Genomic DNA, 15,364 nt, shown 5'->3' with positions numbered 1-15,364 from the left:
GATGGATATTGCGGTGTGACCACGGGCAATTCTGGTAAACACTTGAACCATTTCTGGCAATGTAAATTGACTCAGGACTGTACAGTTATTACAATCCCGCTTCTTTATATGTTGCGACAAAGGCACCGGTCGTTTTTTCGCCGAAATGTCTTCGCGTTTACTGATCAGTAATAATTTAAGTTTAGGTAGAAATCGCCATGAAACGCACTTTCCAACCGTCCGTATTGAAGCGCAACCGTAGCCACGGCTTCCGTGCTCGTATGGCCACCAAAAATGGTCGTCAGGTTCTGGCTCGCCGTCGTGCGAAAGGCCGTACCCGTCTGTCAGCTTCTAAGTAATAAAAGCTAACCTATTTAGTGGTTAAGCTCGCTTTTCCCAGGGAGTTACGTTTGTTAACTCCCCGTCATTTCACTTTCGTCTTCCAGCAGCCACAACGGGCTGGCACGCCGCAAATCACGATACTCGGCCGCCTGAACGAGCTGGGGCATCCCCGCATCGGTCTCACCGTCGCAAAAAAACACGTCAAACGCGCACATGAACGCAATCGGATCAAACGCCTTACCCGCGAAAGTTTCCGGTTGAATCAGCATACGCTGCCGTCGATGGATTTTGTGGTGGTTGCCAAGAAGGGTGTCGCCGATTTAGATAATCGCGCGCTGACGGAAGCGTTGGAGAAATTATGGCGTCGACATTGCCGACAGGCTCCCGCATCCTGATAAAGCTGATACGTGGTTATCAGTTATTCATCAGTCCGTTGCTCGGGCCGCATTGCCGCTTTCGACCAACCTGCTCTCAATACGGTATTGAAGCAATTGGTCGTTTTGGCGTGTTAAAAGGCAGTTGGTTGACTTTGAAACGCGTATTAAAATGCCATCCTTTGAACCCAGGTGGTGATGACCCCGTACCGCCGAAAACCGACAATAACAGAGAACACTAACGATGGATTCGCAACGCAATCTTTTCCTCATCGCTCTGCTGTTCGTGTCTTTCATGATCTGGCAGGCATGGCAAACGGACCACGCTCCGCAACCGGCCAACCAGACCACGCAACAGACTGCGAACACTGCAAACGGTGATGCTGCTAATCAGGCTGTTCCTGATAGCGGACAGGGCAAATTAATTACAGTTAACAGTGATGTGCTGTCATTAACGATCAACACCCGTGGTGGCGACATTGAGCAGGCTCTGCTGAAGGCTTACCCAACGACTTTGGGCTCTGACCAGCCTTTCCAGTTACTGGAAACGACTCCTAATTTCCTCTATCAGGCACAAAGTGGCCTGACAGGCAAAAACGGTCCAGACAATCCGGCTAACGGCGAACGCCCTCTGTTCCAGGCGAGCTCCGATACCTTCACGATGGCTGAAGGCCAGTCTGAACTGCGCATTCCGATGACTTACACGGCGGCAAACGGTGCGATTTACACCAAAACCTTCGTGATCAAACGTGGCTCTTACGCGGTGAACGTTGAATACAATATCAACAACACCACGGCAACCCCGCTTGAACTGACCATGTTCGGTCAGCTGAAACAAACCACCGAATTGCCTAAGCACCGTGATACCGGCAGCAATAACTTTGCTCTGCACACGTTCCGCGGCGCGGCATATTCCTCAAGTGATGATAAATATCAGAAGTATGCGTTCGATAAGAGCGAAGCCCTGAATGTCACCACTCAGGGCGGTTGGGTTGCGATGTTGCAGCAGTACTTTGCAACGGCGTGGATCCCGTCAGCAAAAGACACCAACACATTCTTCACGACCACCAATAACGGTATCTCAACGATTGGCTTTAAAGGCACACCGTTTACCGTTGCACCGGGTGCGCAGCAACAAGTTGCTTCTATCCTGTGGGTTGGCCCGGAAATTCAGGACAAGATGGCTGCAATCGCGCCACACCTTGACCTGACGGTTGACTACGGTTGGTTGTGGTTCATCTCTCAGCCACTGTTCAAACTGTTGAAATTCATTCAAGGGTTTATCGGTAACTGGGGCTTCTCGATCATCGTTATCACCTTTATTGTCCGCGGTATCATGTATCCACTGACCCGCGCACAGTACACGTCGATGGCGAAAATGCGTATGTTGCAGCCGAAACTGGCCGCCATGCGTGAACGTATCGGTGATGACAAACAGCGCATGAGTCAGGAAATGATGGCGCTGTATAAGTCTGAGAAAGTGAACCCGCTGGGTGGCTGTCTGCCGCTGGTTATTCAGATGCCAATCTTCCTGGCACTGTATTACATGCTGTCTGGTTCCATTGAATTGCGTCATGCGCCATTCATCCTGTGGATCCATGACCTGTCAGCGCAAGACCCGTACTACATTCTGCCGGTTCTGATGGGTATCACGATGTTCTTCATCCAGAAGATGTCGCCGACCACCGTCACTGACCCGATGCAGCAGAAGATCATGACCTTCATGCCGGTCATCTTCACCGTGTTCTTCCTGTGGTTCCCGTCCGGTCTGGTGGTGTACTACATCGTCAGTAACCTGGTCACCATTCTCCAGCAGCAGCTGATTTATCGCGGGCTGGAAAAACGTGGTCTGCACAGCCGCGACAAGAAAAAGTCATAAGTGAAAGTCAGGACGGGTTTCGTCCTGACCGCTAAACTTGATGATTAAAAACAAAGGCGATCATTTGATCGCCTTTTGCATATCCGTAAAAAGACCAACAGAGATCATTGCTATGAGCACCTCAGATACCATTATTGCCCAGGCAACCCCACCCGGCCGCGGTGGCGTGGGCATATTGCGCATTTCCGGCCGTGCGGCGCGTGATGTGGCACAGGCTGTCTTAGGTAAGCTGCCCAAGCCGCGTTATGCCGATTATCTGCCGTTTCAGGATGCCGACGGCAGTACGCTGGATCAGGGCATCGCGCTGTGGTTCCCCGGCCCGAATTCCTTTACCGGTGAAGATGTTCTGGAGCTGCAAGGCCACGGCGGGCCGGTGATCCTGGATTTGCTGCTTAAACGCATTATCGCGCTGGAAAACGTGCGAATTGCGCGTCCGGGCGAATTCTCTGAACGGGCTTTCCTCAACGATAAACTCGACCTGGCGCAGGCCGAAGCCATTGCTGATCTGATCGATGCCAGCTCCGAGCAGGCCGCACGCTCGGCGGTCAACTCCCTGCAGGGCGCTTTCTCGAACCGTATTCATCATCTGGTGGAAGCACTCACTCACCTGCGGATCTTTGTCGAAGCGGCTATCGACTTCCCCGATGAAGAAATCGACTTCCTGTCCGACGGTAAAATCGAAGCCAAACTCAATACGGTGATGGGCGATCTCGATGCCGTGCGGGCCGAAGCACGTCAGGGCAGCCTGCTGCGTGAAGGGATGAAAGTGGTCATTGCGGGACGTCCGAATGCCGGTAAATCCAGCCTGCTGAACGCACTGGCCGGGCGTGAAGCGGCGATCGTGACCGATATCGCGGGCACCACACGTGACGTTTTACGCGAACATATCCACCTTGATGGCATGCCGTTGCACATCATCGACACCGCCGGTTTACGTGAAGCCAGCGACGAAGTTGAGCGTATAGGTATCGAACGTGCGTGGAATGAGATCGAACTGGCGGATTTAGTGCTGTTTATGGTGGACGGTACCACAACGGCAGCAACCGAGCCTGCGGACATCTGGCCTGAATTTATGGCACGTCTGCCGGCGACTTTACCGATTGTCGTTGTACGCAATAAAGCGGATATCACCGGCGAAGCGCTGGGACAAACCGAAGTGAATGGTCACTCACTTATTCGCCTTTCTGCCCGCACGGGTGATGGCGTTGATCTGCTGCGCGATCATCTGAAACAGGTGATGGGCTTCAACCATAATATGGAAGGCGGATTCCTTGCCCGTCGCCGTCACCTGCAGGCGCTGGAACAGGCCGCACAGCATCTGGTTCAGGGTAAAGATCAACTGCTCGGTGCATGGGCGGGTGAACTGCTGGCGGAAGAACTGCGTCTGGCCCAGCAATCGCTGAGCGAAATCACCGGTGAATTTACCTCGGATGATTTGCTGGGGCGTATTTTCTCGAGTTTCTGTATCGGTAAATAAGCCACTCTTCGCAGCAAACAAAACCCACATTGAAAAATGTGGGTTTTTTATTTTATTCAACAGATTGCGCCTTACCAGACTTTATAAACGCGTCCGGTCTGTGCCCCTTCCACGCTGCGACGATAGGCTTTTGCCACACGCGCTGCCGGTGCAGCCTCAAAGCCCGGGAAGAACGGGCCGTAAGCTTTCAGCGACTCTTCTACTACGGTCGGGCTGACCACATTGATGCGAATACCCCGTGGCAATTCAATCGCCGCGCCCCGGACAAAGCCTTCGACGGCGGCATTCACCGTGGTGGCGTTTGCCCCCTGACGGATAGGTTCATCAGCAATGATCCCGCTGGTCAGCGTGATGGAACCGCCATCATTAAGGAATGACTGACCGATCAGCGCAATGCGCACCTGTCCCAAAAGCTTATTCTGCAAACCAATATTGAACTGTTCTGCGGTCATCTCCACCAGCGGGCCAAAGTGCAGGCTGCCGGTAGTGGCAATAATTGCATCGACTTTCCCTGTACTGTGGAAAAGTGTTTTTACGCTGTTTTCGTCGGTGATATCCACCTGAAAATCACCGTGCGTTTTGCCAGCAGTGACAATTTTATGGTCTGCGCCAAATTCCTTAATTACAGCTTTACCCAATGTACCCGTTCCGCCAATCACTAAAATTTTCATCAGACATTCCTCAACGTTGTTGGTGGGATCATCTTTCACCAAACTCCCGGTTAGATATAGACTCATATTATTCGTTCTGTTCTAACTCAGGGTTTGTAATATGGATAAACTGCGGAATATTGAGGTCTTTATCAGTGTGGTAGAAACCGGGAATTTCAGTACAGCAGCAGAAAAACTGGGTATTTCAGCAGTGATGGTCGGCAAGCACATTCAGCAGTTGGAAAAGCATCTGAATGCCCGTCTGTTGCAGCGCACCACACGCAGGCAAAGCCTGACGGATGCCGGTGAAGTGTTTTACGAGAACGGAAAACGGGTGCTGGAGCAGATGAAATTCACCGAAAGCGCGATGGAAAGCCTGCAAAGCGTACCGACGGGGCTGCTGCGGGTCAGCGCCCCTGTCTCACTGGGCTCCAGCGTAGTGGCCCCCATGCTGGCCCGCTATCTGCAAAAACACCCACAAGTGAACGTTGAACTGATCCTGAGTAACGCCCGGGTCGATTTGATCGGCGAAGGTTTTGACGCGGCGATCCGTATTGGCGACATTGGCGATGACCGGCTGGTCGCGAAGCCTCTGAACCCCTATGAAATGGTGATTTGCGCCTCTGCGGATTATTTGCAGCGTTTCGGCATACCCGCTTCGCCGGAAGATTTGAAAACGCACCCGTGCCTGGTGCATACCGTCTGGAATCAGAGCGAAGGCTGGCATCTGGCGAATGCAGAGCGCACCACGTCAGCGTGGCCGGTCAACAGCCGCTATGTATCAAACGATGGCCATGCATTACGTGCCGCTGCACTGGAAGGTGCCGGTTTGCTATTGCAGCCCAAAGTCCTGCTGGCTGACGATATCGCCAGCGGAAAACTGATCCCGGTGCTGGAGTCTTTTATCCCCAGGCCACGTGCGGTGCATCTGGTTTATCTGCCCGATTTCAGACCGCGCGCCAAACTCACCAGCCTGATTAACTTCATGACTGAACACGTCTTTTACTGAACCACCGCACAGAATGAAAAGCGGTAAGTGATTGCTCACTTACCGCTCAGTTTCAACGCTATAAATATATGCGATTAAAGCTTAAAGCCCGCGACCACGGTCTCCAGCTGAACAGTCTGATCCTGCATTGCCTGTGCGGCGGCAGAAACCTGCTCAACCAGCGCGGCATTCTGCTGCGTTGCATTATCCAGCTGAGTGATCGCGACGTTAACCTGCTCAATGCCCAGACTTTGCTCCTGACTGGAAGACATGATTTCGTTCATCAGTGTCGCAACATTATTCACGCCCCCCATAACTTCATCCATCGTCGTCCCGGCGGTCGCCACCAGTTCGCTGCCGGTGGCGATATCCGCCACAGAATCCTCGATCAACTTTTTGATTTCACGCGCGGAGGTGGCTGAGCGCTGTGCCAGGCTGCGCACTTCGGATGCCACAACGGCGAAACCGCGGCCCTGTTCACCGGCACGCGCCGCTTCAACTGCCGCATTCAGCGCCAGAATGTTGGTCTGGAAAGCGATGCCGTCGATCACGCTGATGATATCGACGATTTTATGTGAAGAACGGGTAATGGAACCCATGGTGTCGACAACCTGCTTCACCACTTCCGAGCCCCTCCCGGCAACAGCCGAGGCATCACGTGCCAACTGGTTAGCCCCTTCAGCATTGGCAGCGTTCTGTTTCACGGTGCTGGTCAGTTGTTCCATTGAGGCTGCCGTTTCGACAATCGAGCTGGCCTGTTCCTCGGTTCGTGCTGACAAGTCCAGGTTACCGCTGGCAATCTGACGTGAAGCCGAAGTGATCGCCAGACTACTGTCGCCAACCTGACGCAGAATCGATTGCAGGAAAGACAGGAAACTGTTGAAGCTCTGGTTGATCTGATTGAGCTCAGGGCTGCGGCTTTCTGGTAAACGCTGGGTTAAGTCGGCCCCGCCTGCGGAAAGCCGGGCGATATTTTTGTTCAGTGCCGCCAGCTGGCGCATAAAAATTTTAATCGCGGCGATCAGAACGATCAGCAGCAGCAAAACCATCGGGATCTGAACCAGACCAAGGCTCGTCAGAATATTGTGACTGCGCGCCAGCAACTGGCTGGTTGGCATGTCTGTAGCGATAAACCATGGCCCCTGAATGTTGCTCATAAACATCGTATGGGATGTGCCGTCGTTATCGTAGTCAGCGACCAGACTCGCCTGCCCGTTGATCTGATCCAGACTTTTACGGATCTGCATCGCCAGCGGTGAAGTTTCACCCAGGGAGGCCAGTTTCGGCAGCTTTTCATCTGTGGAATGGCTGGTACCGACGATGGTGCCGTCTTTTTCCACGATATAAATCTTCGCGTGGATCTTTTTCTCCATCTCTGCCACCAGCTGGTTAAAGAAACCCAGCGTGACGTCAATGGTGGCGACGCCCCATTGTTTATCACCTTTATAAATCGGCATCGCGCAGTTAGTCCGCGGCTGGGTGCTGGCGTCATCAAAATAAGCAGGCGCCCAGACACACTGGCCCTTTTCACCTTTTGATGCCGCCAGATACCATGACTGATCGAAATAGTTTGGGGATTCGGCACTGTTCCAGAAAGTATTGACCGTCAGTTGGTTATTATTATTACGGGCAAAGAAAGTGCTGAATTTGATTTTGGCCGGATCGCGCTGGTTAGGCAGCGGCCAGATCCCGCCACCAAACACGGCGGCATCACCGTACTGATCAACCAGTGCCGGCAGTAAACGATCGATACTGTCGCTGTCCATTTGTGCGACAGTCTGGGTAATGGTGCGTACCTGAGACTCAACTTTATTCAGGCGATCATTAATGGCCACCGCGACATCATCCACCTGATTAGCCACCAGATTGCTTTCTGTTTGTTTCAGTTGGGGAGCGATATACACCTGGATCACGATAAGCGTAACGATGATCAGCACAATAAAAAACAAGCTGATCAATGCGATAAAGCGGGATTGCGTTGTTTTTAACATTTTAGGGTACTCACAGGCAAAGCAGCGAGATCGCTGCTTAATTAGTAACGGCATTTTCTGACGTTTCTTTATGTTGCTATAGTAGATATATCTGGTGTAAGAATCGGACGAGTGAAAAACCAGAACATCATTCCAATGAGATACTTTCCCAATAAGAGAGTAAATCTGTGATTACTTTAACTTTATGATTATGAAAAACTGTCTGAAGAGTGAAATAAGTGTGCGGCGCGGTGGGTTTTAAGCGGTTTTTAATGATTTCTCTTAATGTTATTCTTTAGAACAATTGAGAAAATGCGGTCGAACCATTAATCATGGAGTGAACAATGGCGTGCCATTTTGCAAGATGGGCAATGACGGATGCAGAACCGGATACACACCGGTTGCCCCAGGAGATCGTATTATTCGCAAGACGCCTTTCCGAAAAACAGCGCAAACGCTTCTTAAACGGCCGTGTTCTGCTGGCAGAAATGATTTTCTACCTTTACGGAATCGCTGAACTTCCCAACATCATTACGCTCCCCAGCGGTCGTCCGAGTTTTGAATCCCCTGATCTGCCTGATTTCAGTCTGGCGTATGCCGGAAGCACCGTCGGTGTTTTAATCAGCAGCGAAGGAAAAGTCGGCCTCGATCTTGAAATCATTCATGCCCGCAGTGCGCTGGTGAATCCGCAACAGCAATTACAGCTTTCTGCGGTAGAAAAAACCTGGATTGCCATGCAATCGGATCCGGTGGAATCCTCGCTGCAACTGTGGTGTATCCGCCAGAGCATGCTGAAAATGTCCGGTCTGAACGATCAGAGCCCGCTTACGCTCAGCCTGAATCCTGCTTCTGGTCGTTTACGGTCTACCGTAACGCCTGAGGCGCAAGTGATGAGCGACATTGAAGGCTCGATTACCTGGTCCTGTGCACAGTCGCCCTCGATTATCCGTTTGCAGTGCTGGCGTTATGAACCTGAAAACGGTTTTACCCGCACGCAAACCCTGTCAATCGACCAGCAATCTGAATCGCCACACTTCATGAAGTTCATCAGCCTGCCACCCGCTAAATAAAACTTCACTTTTGTTTACGCCAGTTTTAACGTTTTTCATTTATGGTTACAGGCAGTTCCTTTCGAAAAGTCATCCATAACAGGAGTTACCCATGTCAGCTCAACCACTGAAGTTTGTTACGCTGTTAGGCAGTCTTCGTAAAGCGTCTTATAACGGGATGGTCGCCCGTACCTTGCCGAAAGTGGCGCCAGAAGGCATCAGCATTGAGGCGTTGCCTTCCATCGGTACACTGCCACTTTATGATGCAGATATTCAGCAGGAAGAAGGTTTCCCGGCCGATATCGAAGCCATTGCGGAGCAAATCCGTCAGGCGGATGGCGTGATCATTGTGACACCGGAATATAATTATTCTGTTCCCGGCGGTCTGAAAAATGCCATCGACTGGATTTCCCGCCTGCCGAATCAGCCACTGGCCGGTAAACCGGTACTGATCCAGACCAGTTCCATGGGCCCGGTCGGCGGTGCACGTTGCCAGTATCATCTGCGTCAGATTCTGGTGTTCCTGGATGCGATGGTGATGAATAAACCTGAATTTATGGGTGGCGTTATTCAGAGCAAAGTGGATGAGCAAATAGGCGAAGTCATCGACCAGGGCACGCTCGACTTCCTGCGCGGCCAGCTGACAGCATTTGCCGACTATACGCGTCGCGTCAGCAAATAATCCACAGCCTTAGAAATGCAAACAGCCCGCAATCCGGGCTGTTTTTTTGTCATAAAGAAAATCAGTGTCCGTCGACAAACGCGATTTTCAGTACAAACAGCAGGGCGACAACGACGACACACGGGCTGATTTCCTTCCAGCGGCCGGTACCCAGTTTCATCACCACGTAAGAGATAAAGCCCAGCGCGATACCTTCGGTGATCGAGAAGCTGAACGGCATCATCACCGCTGTCACGAATGCCGGAACCGCTTCGGTCAGGTCATCCCAAGAAACGCGCGCCAGGCTGGACGTCATCAGCACGCCGACATAAATCAGGGCACCGGCGGCCGCGTATTCCGGCACCATCCCCGCCAGCGGGGAAATGAAGATCACCAGCAGGAACAGCAAACCTGTCACTACTGCCGTCAGCCCGGTACGACCACCGACAGACACGCCGGAGGTACTTTCGATATAGGCACCCACCGAAGAAGTGCCGATAAAAGCGCCTGCGACAGACGAGATGCTGTCAACGTACAGCGCCTGCTTCATCTGCGGGAATTTACCCTGCGCATCTGCCAGACCGGCTTTGTCGGTTACACCAATGAGCGTGCCGGAGGAGTCAAACAGGTTCACCAGCATGAAGGAGAAGATGACGCCCGCCAGACCGATGTTCAGCGCGCCTTTCAGATCCACCTGACCGACAACCGTGGTGATGCTTGGCGGCATCGACCAGAAACCGGTGTAATGCACGTCACCAATCATCAGGCCAATGACTGTCGTGACAATAATCGATACCAGTACCGAAGCGTGGAAATTACGCGACGCCAGCACGGCAATGATGAAGAAACCCAGCACACCGAGCAGCACGTTGTGCGAGGTCAGGTTACCGATGGTCACGATGGTGTCAGGATTCGGGACGATAATGCCGGCGTTTTTCAGCCCCATCATGCCGATAAACAGCCCGATACCGGCGGTGATGCCCACGCGCAGACTGACCGGAATGTTAGCAATCATCCAGTAACGGATGCGGAAAATAGTCAGCAGCAGCAAACCGACGGCACCCCAGAAAATCGCGCCCATGCCGATCTGCCAGGAAACACCCATCGCGCCCACCACGACAAAAGCAAAGAACGCATTCAGGCCCATCGCCGGTGCCAGCGCCACCGGCAGGTTGGCGATAATGCCCATCAGGATACTGCCGAACGCGGCAATCAGGCAGGTGGTCACAAAGACGGCCTGTTTATCCATGCCCGCGACACCGAGGATTTGCGGGTTCACGAAAACGATGTAGACCATGGTCAGGAAGGTGGTTAAACCGGCGATAGTTTCGGTGCGTACGGTGGTGCCGTGCTGCGTCAGTTTAAACAGACGTTCAGCCAGACCTTTACCCGCAGTCGCATTGCTCTGTGGTGTGCTCATGGGTGAGTTCCAAAATGGGGGAAAAACAATCGGGGGGTATCCTAAGGATTTTAGCCCCAAAGCGCCAGCACTGGATGTATGGGATTAAATCTATCGTTCGGGTACAGTGCCATAATGCACGCCAATAGATGAAACACGCACAGGGAGAAAGTATGTCACAGGTTGAATGTGTCTTTTTTGATTGCGACGGTACGCTGGTGGAGGATTCCGTGGCAGGCGCACAAGCCGGGATCACCGCAGGCATCCCGGTATTTTACTACTGCGCCGACCCGCATAATCCTCCCCTCGATCATCCGCTGGTAACCACTTTCCACGACATGCACGAACTGCCAGCGATCTGGCGTGAGAAGGGTTATCAGCTCACGGGTTAAGGGATTTTTCGTAAGCCTGCATCCGCTTTTCCAGCTCCGTCAGGGATCGCAGGCCGTCTGCCAGTGGCAGGGTTTTATCGTTGAAGATTTCCAGTGACCACGGGCCGGTAAAGCCTTTACGGTTCAGCGTGCTGACGAAATCCACCAGCGGTAAATCACCCTGCCCCGGATAACAGCGGTAGCTGCGACTCCATTGCTGCACGTTCATGTCCTTGAACGGCGCATCGGCCAGTTGCAGGAAGCTGATTTTTTCCAGCGGCACTTCATCCAGACGGTCAAGGTTGTCACCCACTGCCAGAATATGAAAGCTGTCGAGCACAATACCCAGTGCCGGGCTATCCACCTCACGCACGCGATCCCACGCCTGACGGTAGCGGTTGACGTGTTTCCCCCAGGCCATCGCTTCATAACCAATGCGGATATCATACGGCTGAGCCATCTCAGCCAGCGCAGCGAGATCGGCAATCTGCACCTCGCGCTCCGGCGAACTGTCGGGATCGGTATTGCTGCACACCAGCAAGTGGTCGCAGCCCAGTTCGCTCATCAGGTCGAACTGGCGGCGTGCGCTGGCGAGTTTTTCAACCCGCTTTTCCGCCTGTACCCCTTCGAAATCGCGGAAAGGTTGCAGCAGGAAAATTTGCAAGCCGAGGGAATCGGCAAGGTTACGGATAGCCGCCGGTTTGACCGGACTTTTAAGCAAATCATCTTCAAATATTTCCACACCATCAAATCCCGCCGCTGCAATGGCAGTGAGTTTTTCAGGCAAGGTTCCTGGTACTGAAACTGTCGCAATAGAATGTAACCGGGTCGTTGCAGGCAAAATAGCGTCCTTTTAGTCAGGCTTCGATACTTACAGTAGTGGACCCTCATGCCACGTTCGTCAAGTGCGGCGAAGTCGTATGAACGCACAGATTGTAACTGAGCGAAGCAATGGTTAATCTCTGTGGCAAGAATGGGGTTAATGAAGAGGATAAGACGCTGAGCAGCCAAAGTTCCCCGGCGCCGGGACGTAAAAATGATCCGATAGGACTCAAACAGCGCATTTTCGACAGCGCTCTGGCTGAATTTGCTGAATCCGGTCTGATGGGCGCGCGCATGGAAAACATCGCCTCCAATGCCCGTACCACAAAACGTATGGTGGTCTATCACTATAAGACCAAAGAAGCCTTGTATATGCTGGTGCTGGAACACGTTTATCGCGGTATTCGCCAGCATGAGCTGGAACTGGATTTATCTTCCCTGCCACCTGCGGAAGCGATCGTCAAACTGGTGGAAGCCAGCTTCGATTTCCACGTCTCGCACCCGGAATTCATCCGTATTGTGTCCACGGAAAACATGCTGCGCGGCCGGTTTATCCGCCAGTCCACCAGCATCCGTGAAATTAACAAAACGGCATTAACGCTGCTGGAAGATATCCTCGAACGCGGTAAACAAAGCCATCTGTTTAAGGAAGATGCGCAGGCGCGCGACGTTCACCGCCTCATCAGCAGCCTGTGTGTACACCAGGTCGCCAACCAATATACGTTCGGCGCGCTGTTTGAAAATCCGGATGAGATGGATTTACAAACCGCCCATTACCGGCTGTTGGCCGTACAGGTCGCGCTGCGCTATGTGATGAAATAATTGCGCTGACCGGACGCGGGTATCGGGTAGAAAGCAAAAAGGCCTCGTCAGAGGCCTTTTTTGTGGGGCGATGTCAGTAAACCATTATTCTTTCGGCACATCTTTACCGTCTGTCAGCAATTTATCCAGCGCATCGCCACCTACGTGACGGAAATCCTGACCTTTCACAAAATAGAAGATGAATTCGCAAATGTTCTGGCAACGATCACCGATACGCTCGATAGAACGGGCGCAGAACAGTGCAGTCAGCACGCTTGGAATCGTGCGTGGATCTTCCATCATGTAGGTCATCAGCTGGCGCACAATGCCTTCATATTCCTGATCCACTTTTTTGTCTTCACGGTAAATACGCACCGCTTCGTCGAGATCCATACGTGCAAAAGCATCCAGCACATCATGCAGCATTTCGACGGTATGACGCCCCAGCGATTCCAGGCTGACCAGCAACGGCTGGTGCAAATGTGAGAATTTTTCCAGCGCCGTGCGGCAGATTTTATCGGCCACATCACCGATACGCTCAAGTTCAGAAATGGTTTTAATAATCGCCATCACCAGACGTAAATCGCTGGCGGTTGGCTGGCGCTTGGCAATGATGCGCACACAAGCTTCGTCGATCGCCACTTCCATCAGGTTAACTTTATCATCACCTTTGATGACGCGTTGTGCCAGATCGGCATCCTGATTATGCATCGCCGTGATGGCATCAGTCAGTTGTTGCTCAACCAGACCACCCATCGCCAGAACCTGCGTACGGATGTGTTCAAGCTCGGCATTGAACTGGCCGGAAATGTGTTTGTTTAAGTTCAGGTTGTCCATTCTTTGTACCTCAACCGTAGCGGCCAGTAATGTAATCTTCAGTCTGTTTGCGCGCTGGTGAAGTGAACAGCGAGTCAGTGTCGCTGTATTCGATCAGTTCGCCCAGATACATAAATGCAGTGCGATCTGAACAACGCGCAGCCTGCTGCATGTTGTGGGTCACGATCACCACGGTGTAATCAGATTTTAGCTCGGTGATCAGCTCTTCGATACGGCCGGTAGAAATCGGATCGAGTGCGGAGCAAGGTTCATCGAGCAGCAGAACGTCAGGGCGGATGGCGATACCGCGTGCGATGCACAAACGCTGTTGCTGGCCGCCGGACAAGCTGTAACCACTCTGGTGCAGCTTGTCTTTGGATTCATTCCACAGTGCGGCTTTGGTCAGCGCCCATTGCACACGCTCGTCCATATCCGTGCGGGACAGCTTTTCAAACAGACGGACACCGAACGCGATATTGTCGTAAATCGACATCGGGAATGGCGTTGGTTTCTGGAAGACCATGCCAACTTTAGCGCGTAACAGCGCGATATCCTGCTTATCAACCAGAATGTTTTCACCATCAAGCAGGATTTCACCCTCAGCGTGCTGTTCCGGATACAGCTGGTACATTTTGTTAAACGTACGCAGCAGCGTGGATTTACCACAACCTGAAGGGCCGATGAATGCCGTGACCTCGTTCTTAGCAATATCCAGGGAAATATTTTTCAGCGCGTGGAATTTGCCGTAATAAAAGTTCAGATCGCGAACCTGAATTTTGCTGTTGGATGCGTCAGTCATTCGACTCATTAAGACATCTCTCTTTTTCGCGCGCCGCAGGGCGACGCCGGGTAAACAGTGACAACAGCCGCTATCGTCTGCCATCAATAATGAATTAACTTATTGCTTTTTCGGGGCGAAAATCACACGCGCCAGAATGTTAAGCAGCAGTACGCAAACCGTAATCAGCAGCACGCCTGCCCAGGCCAGTTGTTGCCATTCACCGAACGGGCTCATCGCAAACTTAAAGATAGTGACAGGCAGGTTAGCAATAGGCTGCATCATGTCGGTGCTCCAGAACTGGTTGGAGAGCGACGTAAACAGCAGCGGCGCAGTTTCACCGGCAATACGGGCAATTGCCAGCAGGATCCCGGTGATAATGCCGGAAACCGAAGCTTTCAGTGTGATGGCCGAAATCATTTTCCACTTCGGCGTACCCAGCGCGTAAGCCGCTTCACGCAGGCTGTCCGGCACCAGTTTGAGCATATTTTCCGTGGTACGGATAACAATGGGGATCTGTAACAGCGCCAGCGCCAGCACACCCGCCCAGCCGGAAAAATGACCCATTTTTGCCACCATGATGGTGTACACAAACAAGCCCACAACGATGGATGGCGCGGAGAGCAGAATGTCGTTAATGAAACGAATGAATTCAGCCAGCCAGGATTTACGTCCATATTCAGCGAGATAAATCCCTGCCATCACGCCCAGTGGCGTACCAATCACCGTGGCCCATAAAATCAGTAATCCGCTGCCCGCAATGGCATTCGCCAGACCGCCGCCCGCCGTATTCGGTGGTGGGGTGTTTTCTGTGAACAGCGCCAGCGACATCCCGTCAACACCTTTAACGATAGTGGTGAACAGGATCCACACCAGCCAGAACAGGCCAAACGCCATGGTCAGCATGGAGACCATCAGTGCCAGACGGTTTTTCTGACGGCGCCACGCCTGACGTTTTCGACGCGATTCCAGTAATGCTGGGTTACTTTGCATTTCGAGTGTCGTCAT

The 15,364-nt window shown here is 52.5% G+C and carries 15 protein-coding genes and 2 pseudogenes; 10 read left to right on the top strand and 7 right to left on the bottom strand.

Translation table 11 applies throughout. The annotated features are described in order from the left end of the window. Nucleotides 1-197: 197 nt before the first annotated feature. The 5 genes from rpmH to mnmE all read left to right on the top strand — a co-directional run bounded on the left by rpmH (nt 198) and on the right by mnmE (nt 4,051). Nucleotides 198-338 carry a 50S ribosomal protein L34 gene (gene rpmH, locus RAHAQ2_RS25260; protein ID WP_009637487.1) on the top strand — a complete coding sequence of 47 codons (141 nt, stop codon included), beginning with the start codon at nt 198-200 and terminating at the stop codon, nt 336-338. A gap of 18 nt (nt 339-356) precedes the next feature. Beyond that, nucleotides 357-716: a ribonuclease P protein component gene (rnpA, locus tag RAHAQ2_RS25255; protein ID WP_071823635.1), complete on the top strand. Its 360-nt coding sequence runs from the start codon at nt 357-359 to the stop codon at nt 714-716. Continuing rightward, complete coding sequence (gene yidD / locus RAHAQ2_RS25250) at nt 680-937, top strand: membrane protein insertion efficiency factor YidD (protein ID WP_015699300.1); 258 nt, start codon at nt 680-682, stop codon at nt 935-937. The genes rnpA and yidD overlap by 37 nt, the downstream gene beginning before the upstream one ends. A gap of 2 nt (nt 938-939) precedes the next feature. Next, nucleotides 940-2,574 (top strand): membrane protein insertase YidC, encoded by a 1,635-nt coding sequence (gene yidC / locus RAHAQ2_RS21980; protein WP_015699299.1) that lies wholly within the window; start codon nt 940-942, stop codon nt 2,572-2,574. Nucleotides 2,575-2,686: 112 nt separating this feature from the next. Beyond that, nucleotides 2,687-4,051: a tRNA uridine-5-carboxymethylaminomethyl(34) synthesis GTPase MnmE gene (gene mnmE / locus RAHAQ2_RS21975; protein ID WP_015699298.1), complete on the top strand. Its 1,365-nt coding sequence runs from the start codon at nt 2,687-2,689 to the stop codon at nt 4,049-4,051. Between the two features lie 71 nt (nt 4,052-4,122). Here the strand turns inward: mnmE and RAHAQ2_RS21970 are convergent, their stop codons facing one another. Then, nucleotides 4,123-4,722: a short chain dehydrogenase gene (locus RAHAQ2_RS21970; protein ID WP_015699297.1), complete on the bottom strand. Its 600-nt coding sequence runs from the start codon at nt 4,720-4,722 to the stop codon at nt 4,123-4,125. Nucleotides 4,723-4,822: 100 nt separating this feature from the next. Here RAHAQ2_RS21970 and RAHAQ2_RS21965 point away from each other — a divergent pair, with 100 nt between their 5' ends. Continuing rightward, nucleotides 4,823-5,710 (top strand): LysR substrate-binding domain-containing protein, encoded by an 888-nt coding sequence (locus tag RAHAQ2_RS21965; protein WP_015699296.1) that lies wholly within the window; start codon nt 4,823-4,825, stop codon nt 5,708-5,710. Between the two features lie 74 nt (nt 5,711-5,784). On the opposite strand, the gene RAHAQ2_RS21960 is transcribed toward RAHAQ2_RS21965, so the two are convergent. Further along, nucleotides 5,785-7,680, bottom strand: coding sequence for a methyl-accepting chemotaxis protein (locus tag RAHAQ2_RS21960; RefSeq protein WP_015699295.1), 1,896 nt, complete (start codon nt 7,678-7,680; stop codon nt 5,785-5,787). A 323-nt stretch (nt 7,681-8,003) separates the two neighbouring features. On the opposite strand from RAHAQ2_RS21960, the gene RAHAQ2_RS21955 reads away from it, so the two are divergent. Together RAHAQ2_RS21955 and RAHAQ2_RS21950 are read left to right on the top strand one after the other, a co-directional pair. Continuing rightward, entirely contained in the window at nt 8,004-8,729 is a 726-nt protein-coding gene (locus RAHAQ2_RS21955; protein WP_015699294.1) for a 4'-phosphopantetheinyl transferase family protein, read from the top strand. Nucleotides 8,730-8,820: 91 nt separating this feature from the next. Continuing rightward, entirely contained in the window at nt 8,821-9,390 is a 570-nt protein-coding gene (locus tag RAHAQ2_RS21950; RefSeq protein WP_015699293.1) for an NADPH-dependent FMN reductase, read from the top strand. Between the two features lie 61 nt (nt 9,391-9,451). On the opposite strand, the gene RAHAQ2_RS21945 is transcribed toward RAHAQ2_RS21950, so the two are convergent. Next, nucleotides 9,452-10,789 (bottom strand): NCS2 family permease, encoded by a 1,338-nt coding sequence (locus tag RAHAQ2_RS21945; protein ID WP_015699292.1) that lies wholly within the window; start codon nt 10,787-10,789, stop codon nt 9,452-9,454. Nucleotides 10,790-10,983: 194 nt separating this feature from the next. On the opposite strand from RAHAQ2_RS21945, the pseudogene RAHAQ2_RS21940 reads away from it, so the two are divergent. Beyond that, nucleotides 10,984-11,160 (top strand): annotated as a pseudogene (locus RAHAQ2_RS21940) (phosphatase YieH); the annotation flags it as partial. A 22-nt stretch (nt 11,161-11,182) separates the two neighbouring features. Here RAHAQ2_RS21940 and RAHAQ2_RS21935 read toward each other — a convergent pair. Then, nucleotides 11,183-11,980 (bottom strand): annotated as a pseudogene (locus RAHAQ2_RS21935) (sugar phosphate isomerase/epimerase family protein); the annotation flags it as partial. A gap of 110 nt (nt 11,981-12,090) precedes the next feature. Between RAHAQ2_RS21935 and RAHAQ2_RS21930 the strand changes: the two are divergent. Next, on the top strand, nt 12,091-12,783 hold the full coding sequence (locus tag RAHAQ2_RS21930; protein ID WP_015699289.1) for a TetR/AcrR family transcriptional regulator: 693 nt from the start codon (nt 12,091-12,093) through the stop codon (nt 12,781-12,783). A gap of 84 nt (nt 12,784-12,867) precedes the next feature. Here RAHAQ2_RS21930 and phoU read toward each other — a convergent pair whose 3' ends face one another. The 3 genes from phoU to pstA form a co-directional block, all read right to left on the bottom strand. Beyond that, on the bottom strand, nt 12,868-13,599 hold the full coding sequence (phoU, locus tag RAHAQ2_RS21925) for a phosphate signaling complex protein PhoU (protein ID WP_015699288.1): 732 nt from the start codon (nt 13,597-13,599) through the stop codon (nt 12,868-12,870). 10 nt (nt 13,600-13,609) lie between these two features. Next, entirely contained in the window at nt 13,610-14,377 is a 768-nt protein-coding gene (gene pstB, locus RAHAQ2_RS21920; RefSeq protein WP_013577692.1) for a phosphate ABC transporter ATP-binding protein PstB, read from the bottom strand. A 99-nt stretch (nt 14,378-14,476) separates the two neighbouring features. Next, a complete protein-coding gene (pstA, locus tag RAHAQ2_RS21915) occupies nt 14,477-15,364 on the bottom strand; it encodes a phosphate ABC transporter permease PstA (RefSeq protein ID WP_015699286.1) in 888 nt (295 codons plus the stop codon).

This window comes from Rahnella aquatilis CIP 78.65 = ATCC 33071 (genome assembly GCF_000241955.1).
Classification (GTDB): domain Bacteria; phylum Pseudomonadota; class Gammaproteobacteria; order Enterobacterales; family Enterobacteriaceae; genus Rahnella; species Rahnella aquatilis.
Note: the sequence above shows the minus strand (reverse complement) of the source record. Positions and strands in the feature narration are given on the sequence as shown.

Coding starts and splice junctions, on each gene's coding strand:
- rpmH (WP_009637487.1), top strand. CDS start 198: ATGAAACGCACTTTCCAACCGTCCGTATTGAAGCGCAACCGTAGCCAC.
- yidD (WP_015699300.1), top strand. CDS start 680: ATGGCGTCGACATTGCCGACAGGCTCCCGCATCCTGATAAAGCTGATA.
- yidC (WP_015699299.1), top strand. CDS start 940: ATGGATTCGCAACGCAATCTTTTCCTCATCGCTCTGCTGTTCGTGTCT.
- mnmE (WP_015699298.1), top strand. CDS start 2,687: ATGAGCACCTCAGATACCATTATTGCCCAGGCAACCCCACCCGGCCGC.
- RAHAQ2_RS21970 (WP_015699297.1), bottom strand. CDS start 4,722: ATGAAAATTTTAGTGATTGGCGGAACGGGTACATTGGGTAAAGCTGTA.
- RAHAQ2_RS21965 (WP_015699296.1), top strand. CDS start 4,823: ATGGATAAACTGCGGAATATTGAGGTCTTTATCAGTGTGGTAGAAACC.
- RAHAQ2_RS21960 (WP_015699295.1), bottom strand. CDS start 7,680: ATGTTAAAAACAACGCAATCCCGCTTTATCGCATTGATCAGCTTGTTT.
- RAHAQ2_RS21955 (WP_015699294.1), top strand. CDS start 8,004: ATGGCGTGCCATTTTGCAAGATGGGCAATGACGGATGCAGAACCGGAT.
- RAHAQ2_RS21950 (WP_015699293.1), top strand. CDS start 8,821: ATGTCAGCTCAACCACTGAAGTTTGTTACGCTGTTAGGCAGTCTTCGT.
- RAHAQ2_RS21945 (WP_015699292.1), bottom strand. CDS start 10,789: ATGAGCACACCACAGAGCAATGCGACTGCGGGTAAAGGTCTGGCTGAA.
- RAHAQ2_RS21930 (WP_015699289.1), top strand. CDS start 12,091: ATGGTTAATCTCTGTGGCAAGAATGGGGTTAATGAAGAGGATAAGACG.
- phoU (WP_015699288.1), bottom strand. CDS start 13,599: ATGGACAACCTGAACTTAAACAAACACATTTCCGGCCAGTTCAATGCC.
- pstB (WP_013577692.1), bottom strand. CDS start 14,377: ATGACTGACGCATCCAACAGCAAAATTCAGGTTCGCGATCTGAACTTT.
- pstA (WP_015699286.1), bottom strand. CDS start 15,364: ATGACGACACTCGAAATGCAAAGTAACCCAGCATTACTGGAATCGCGT.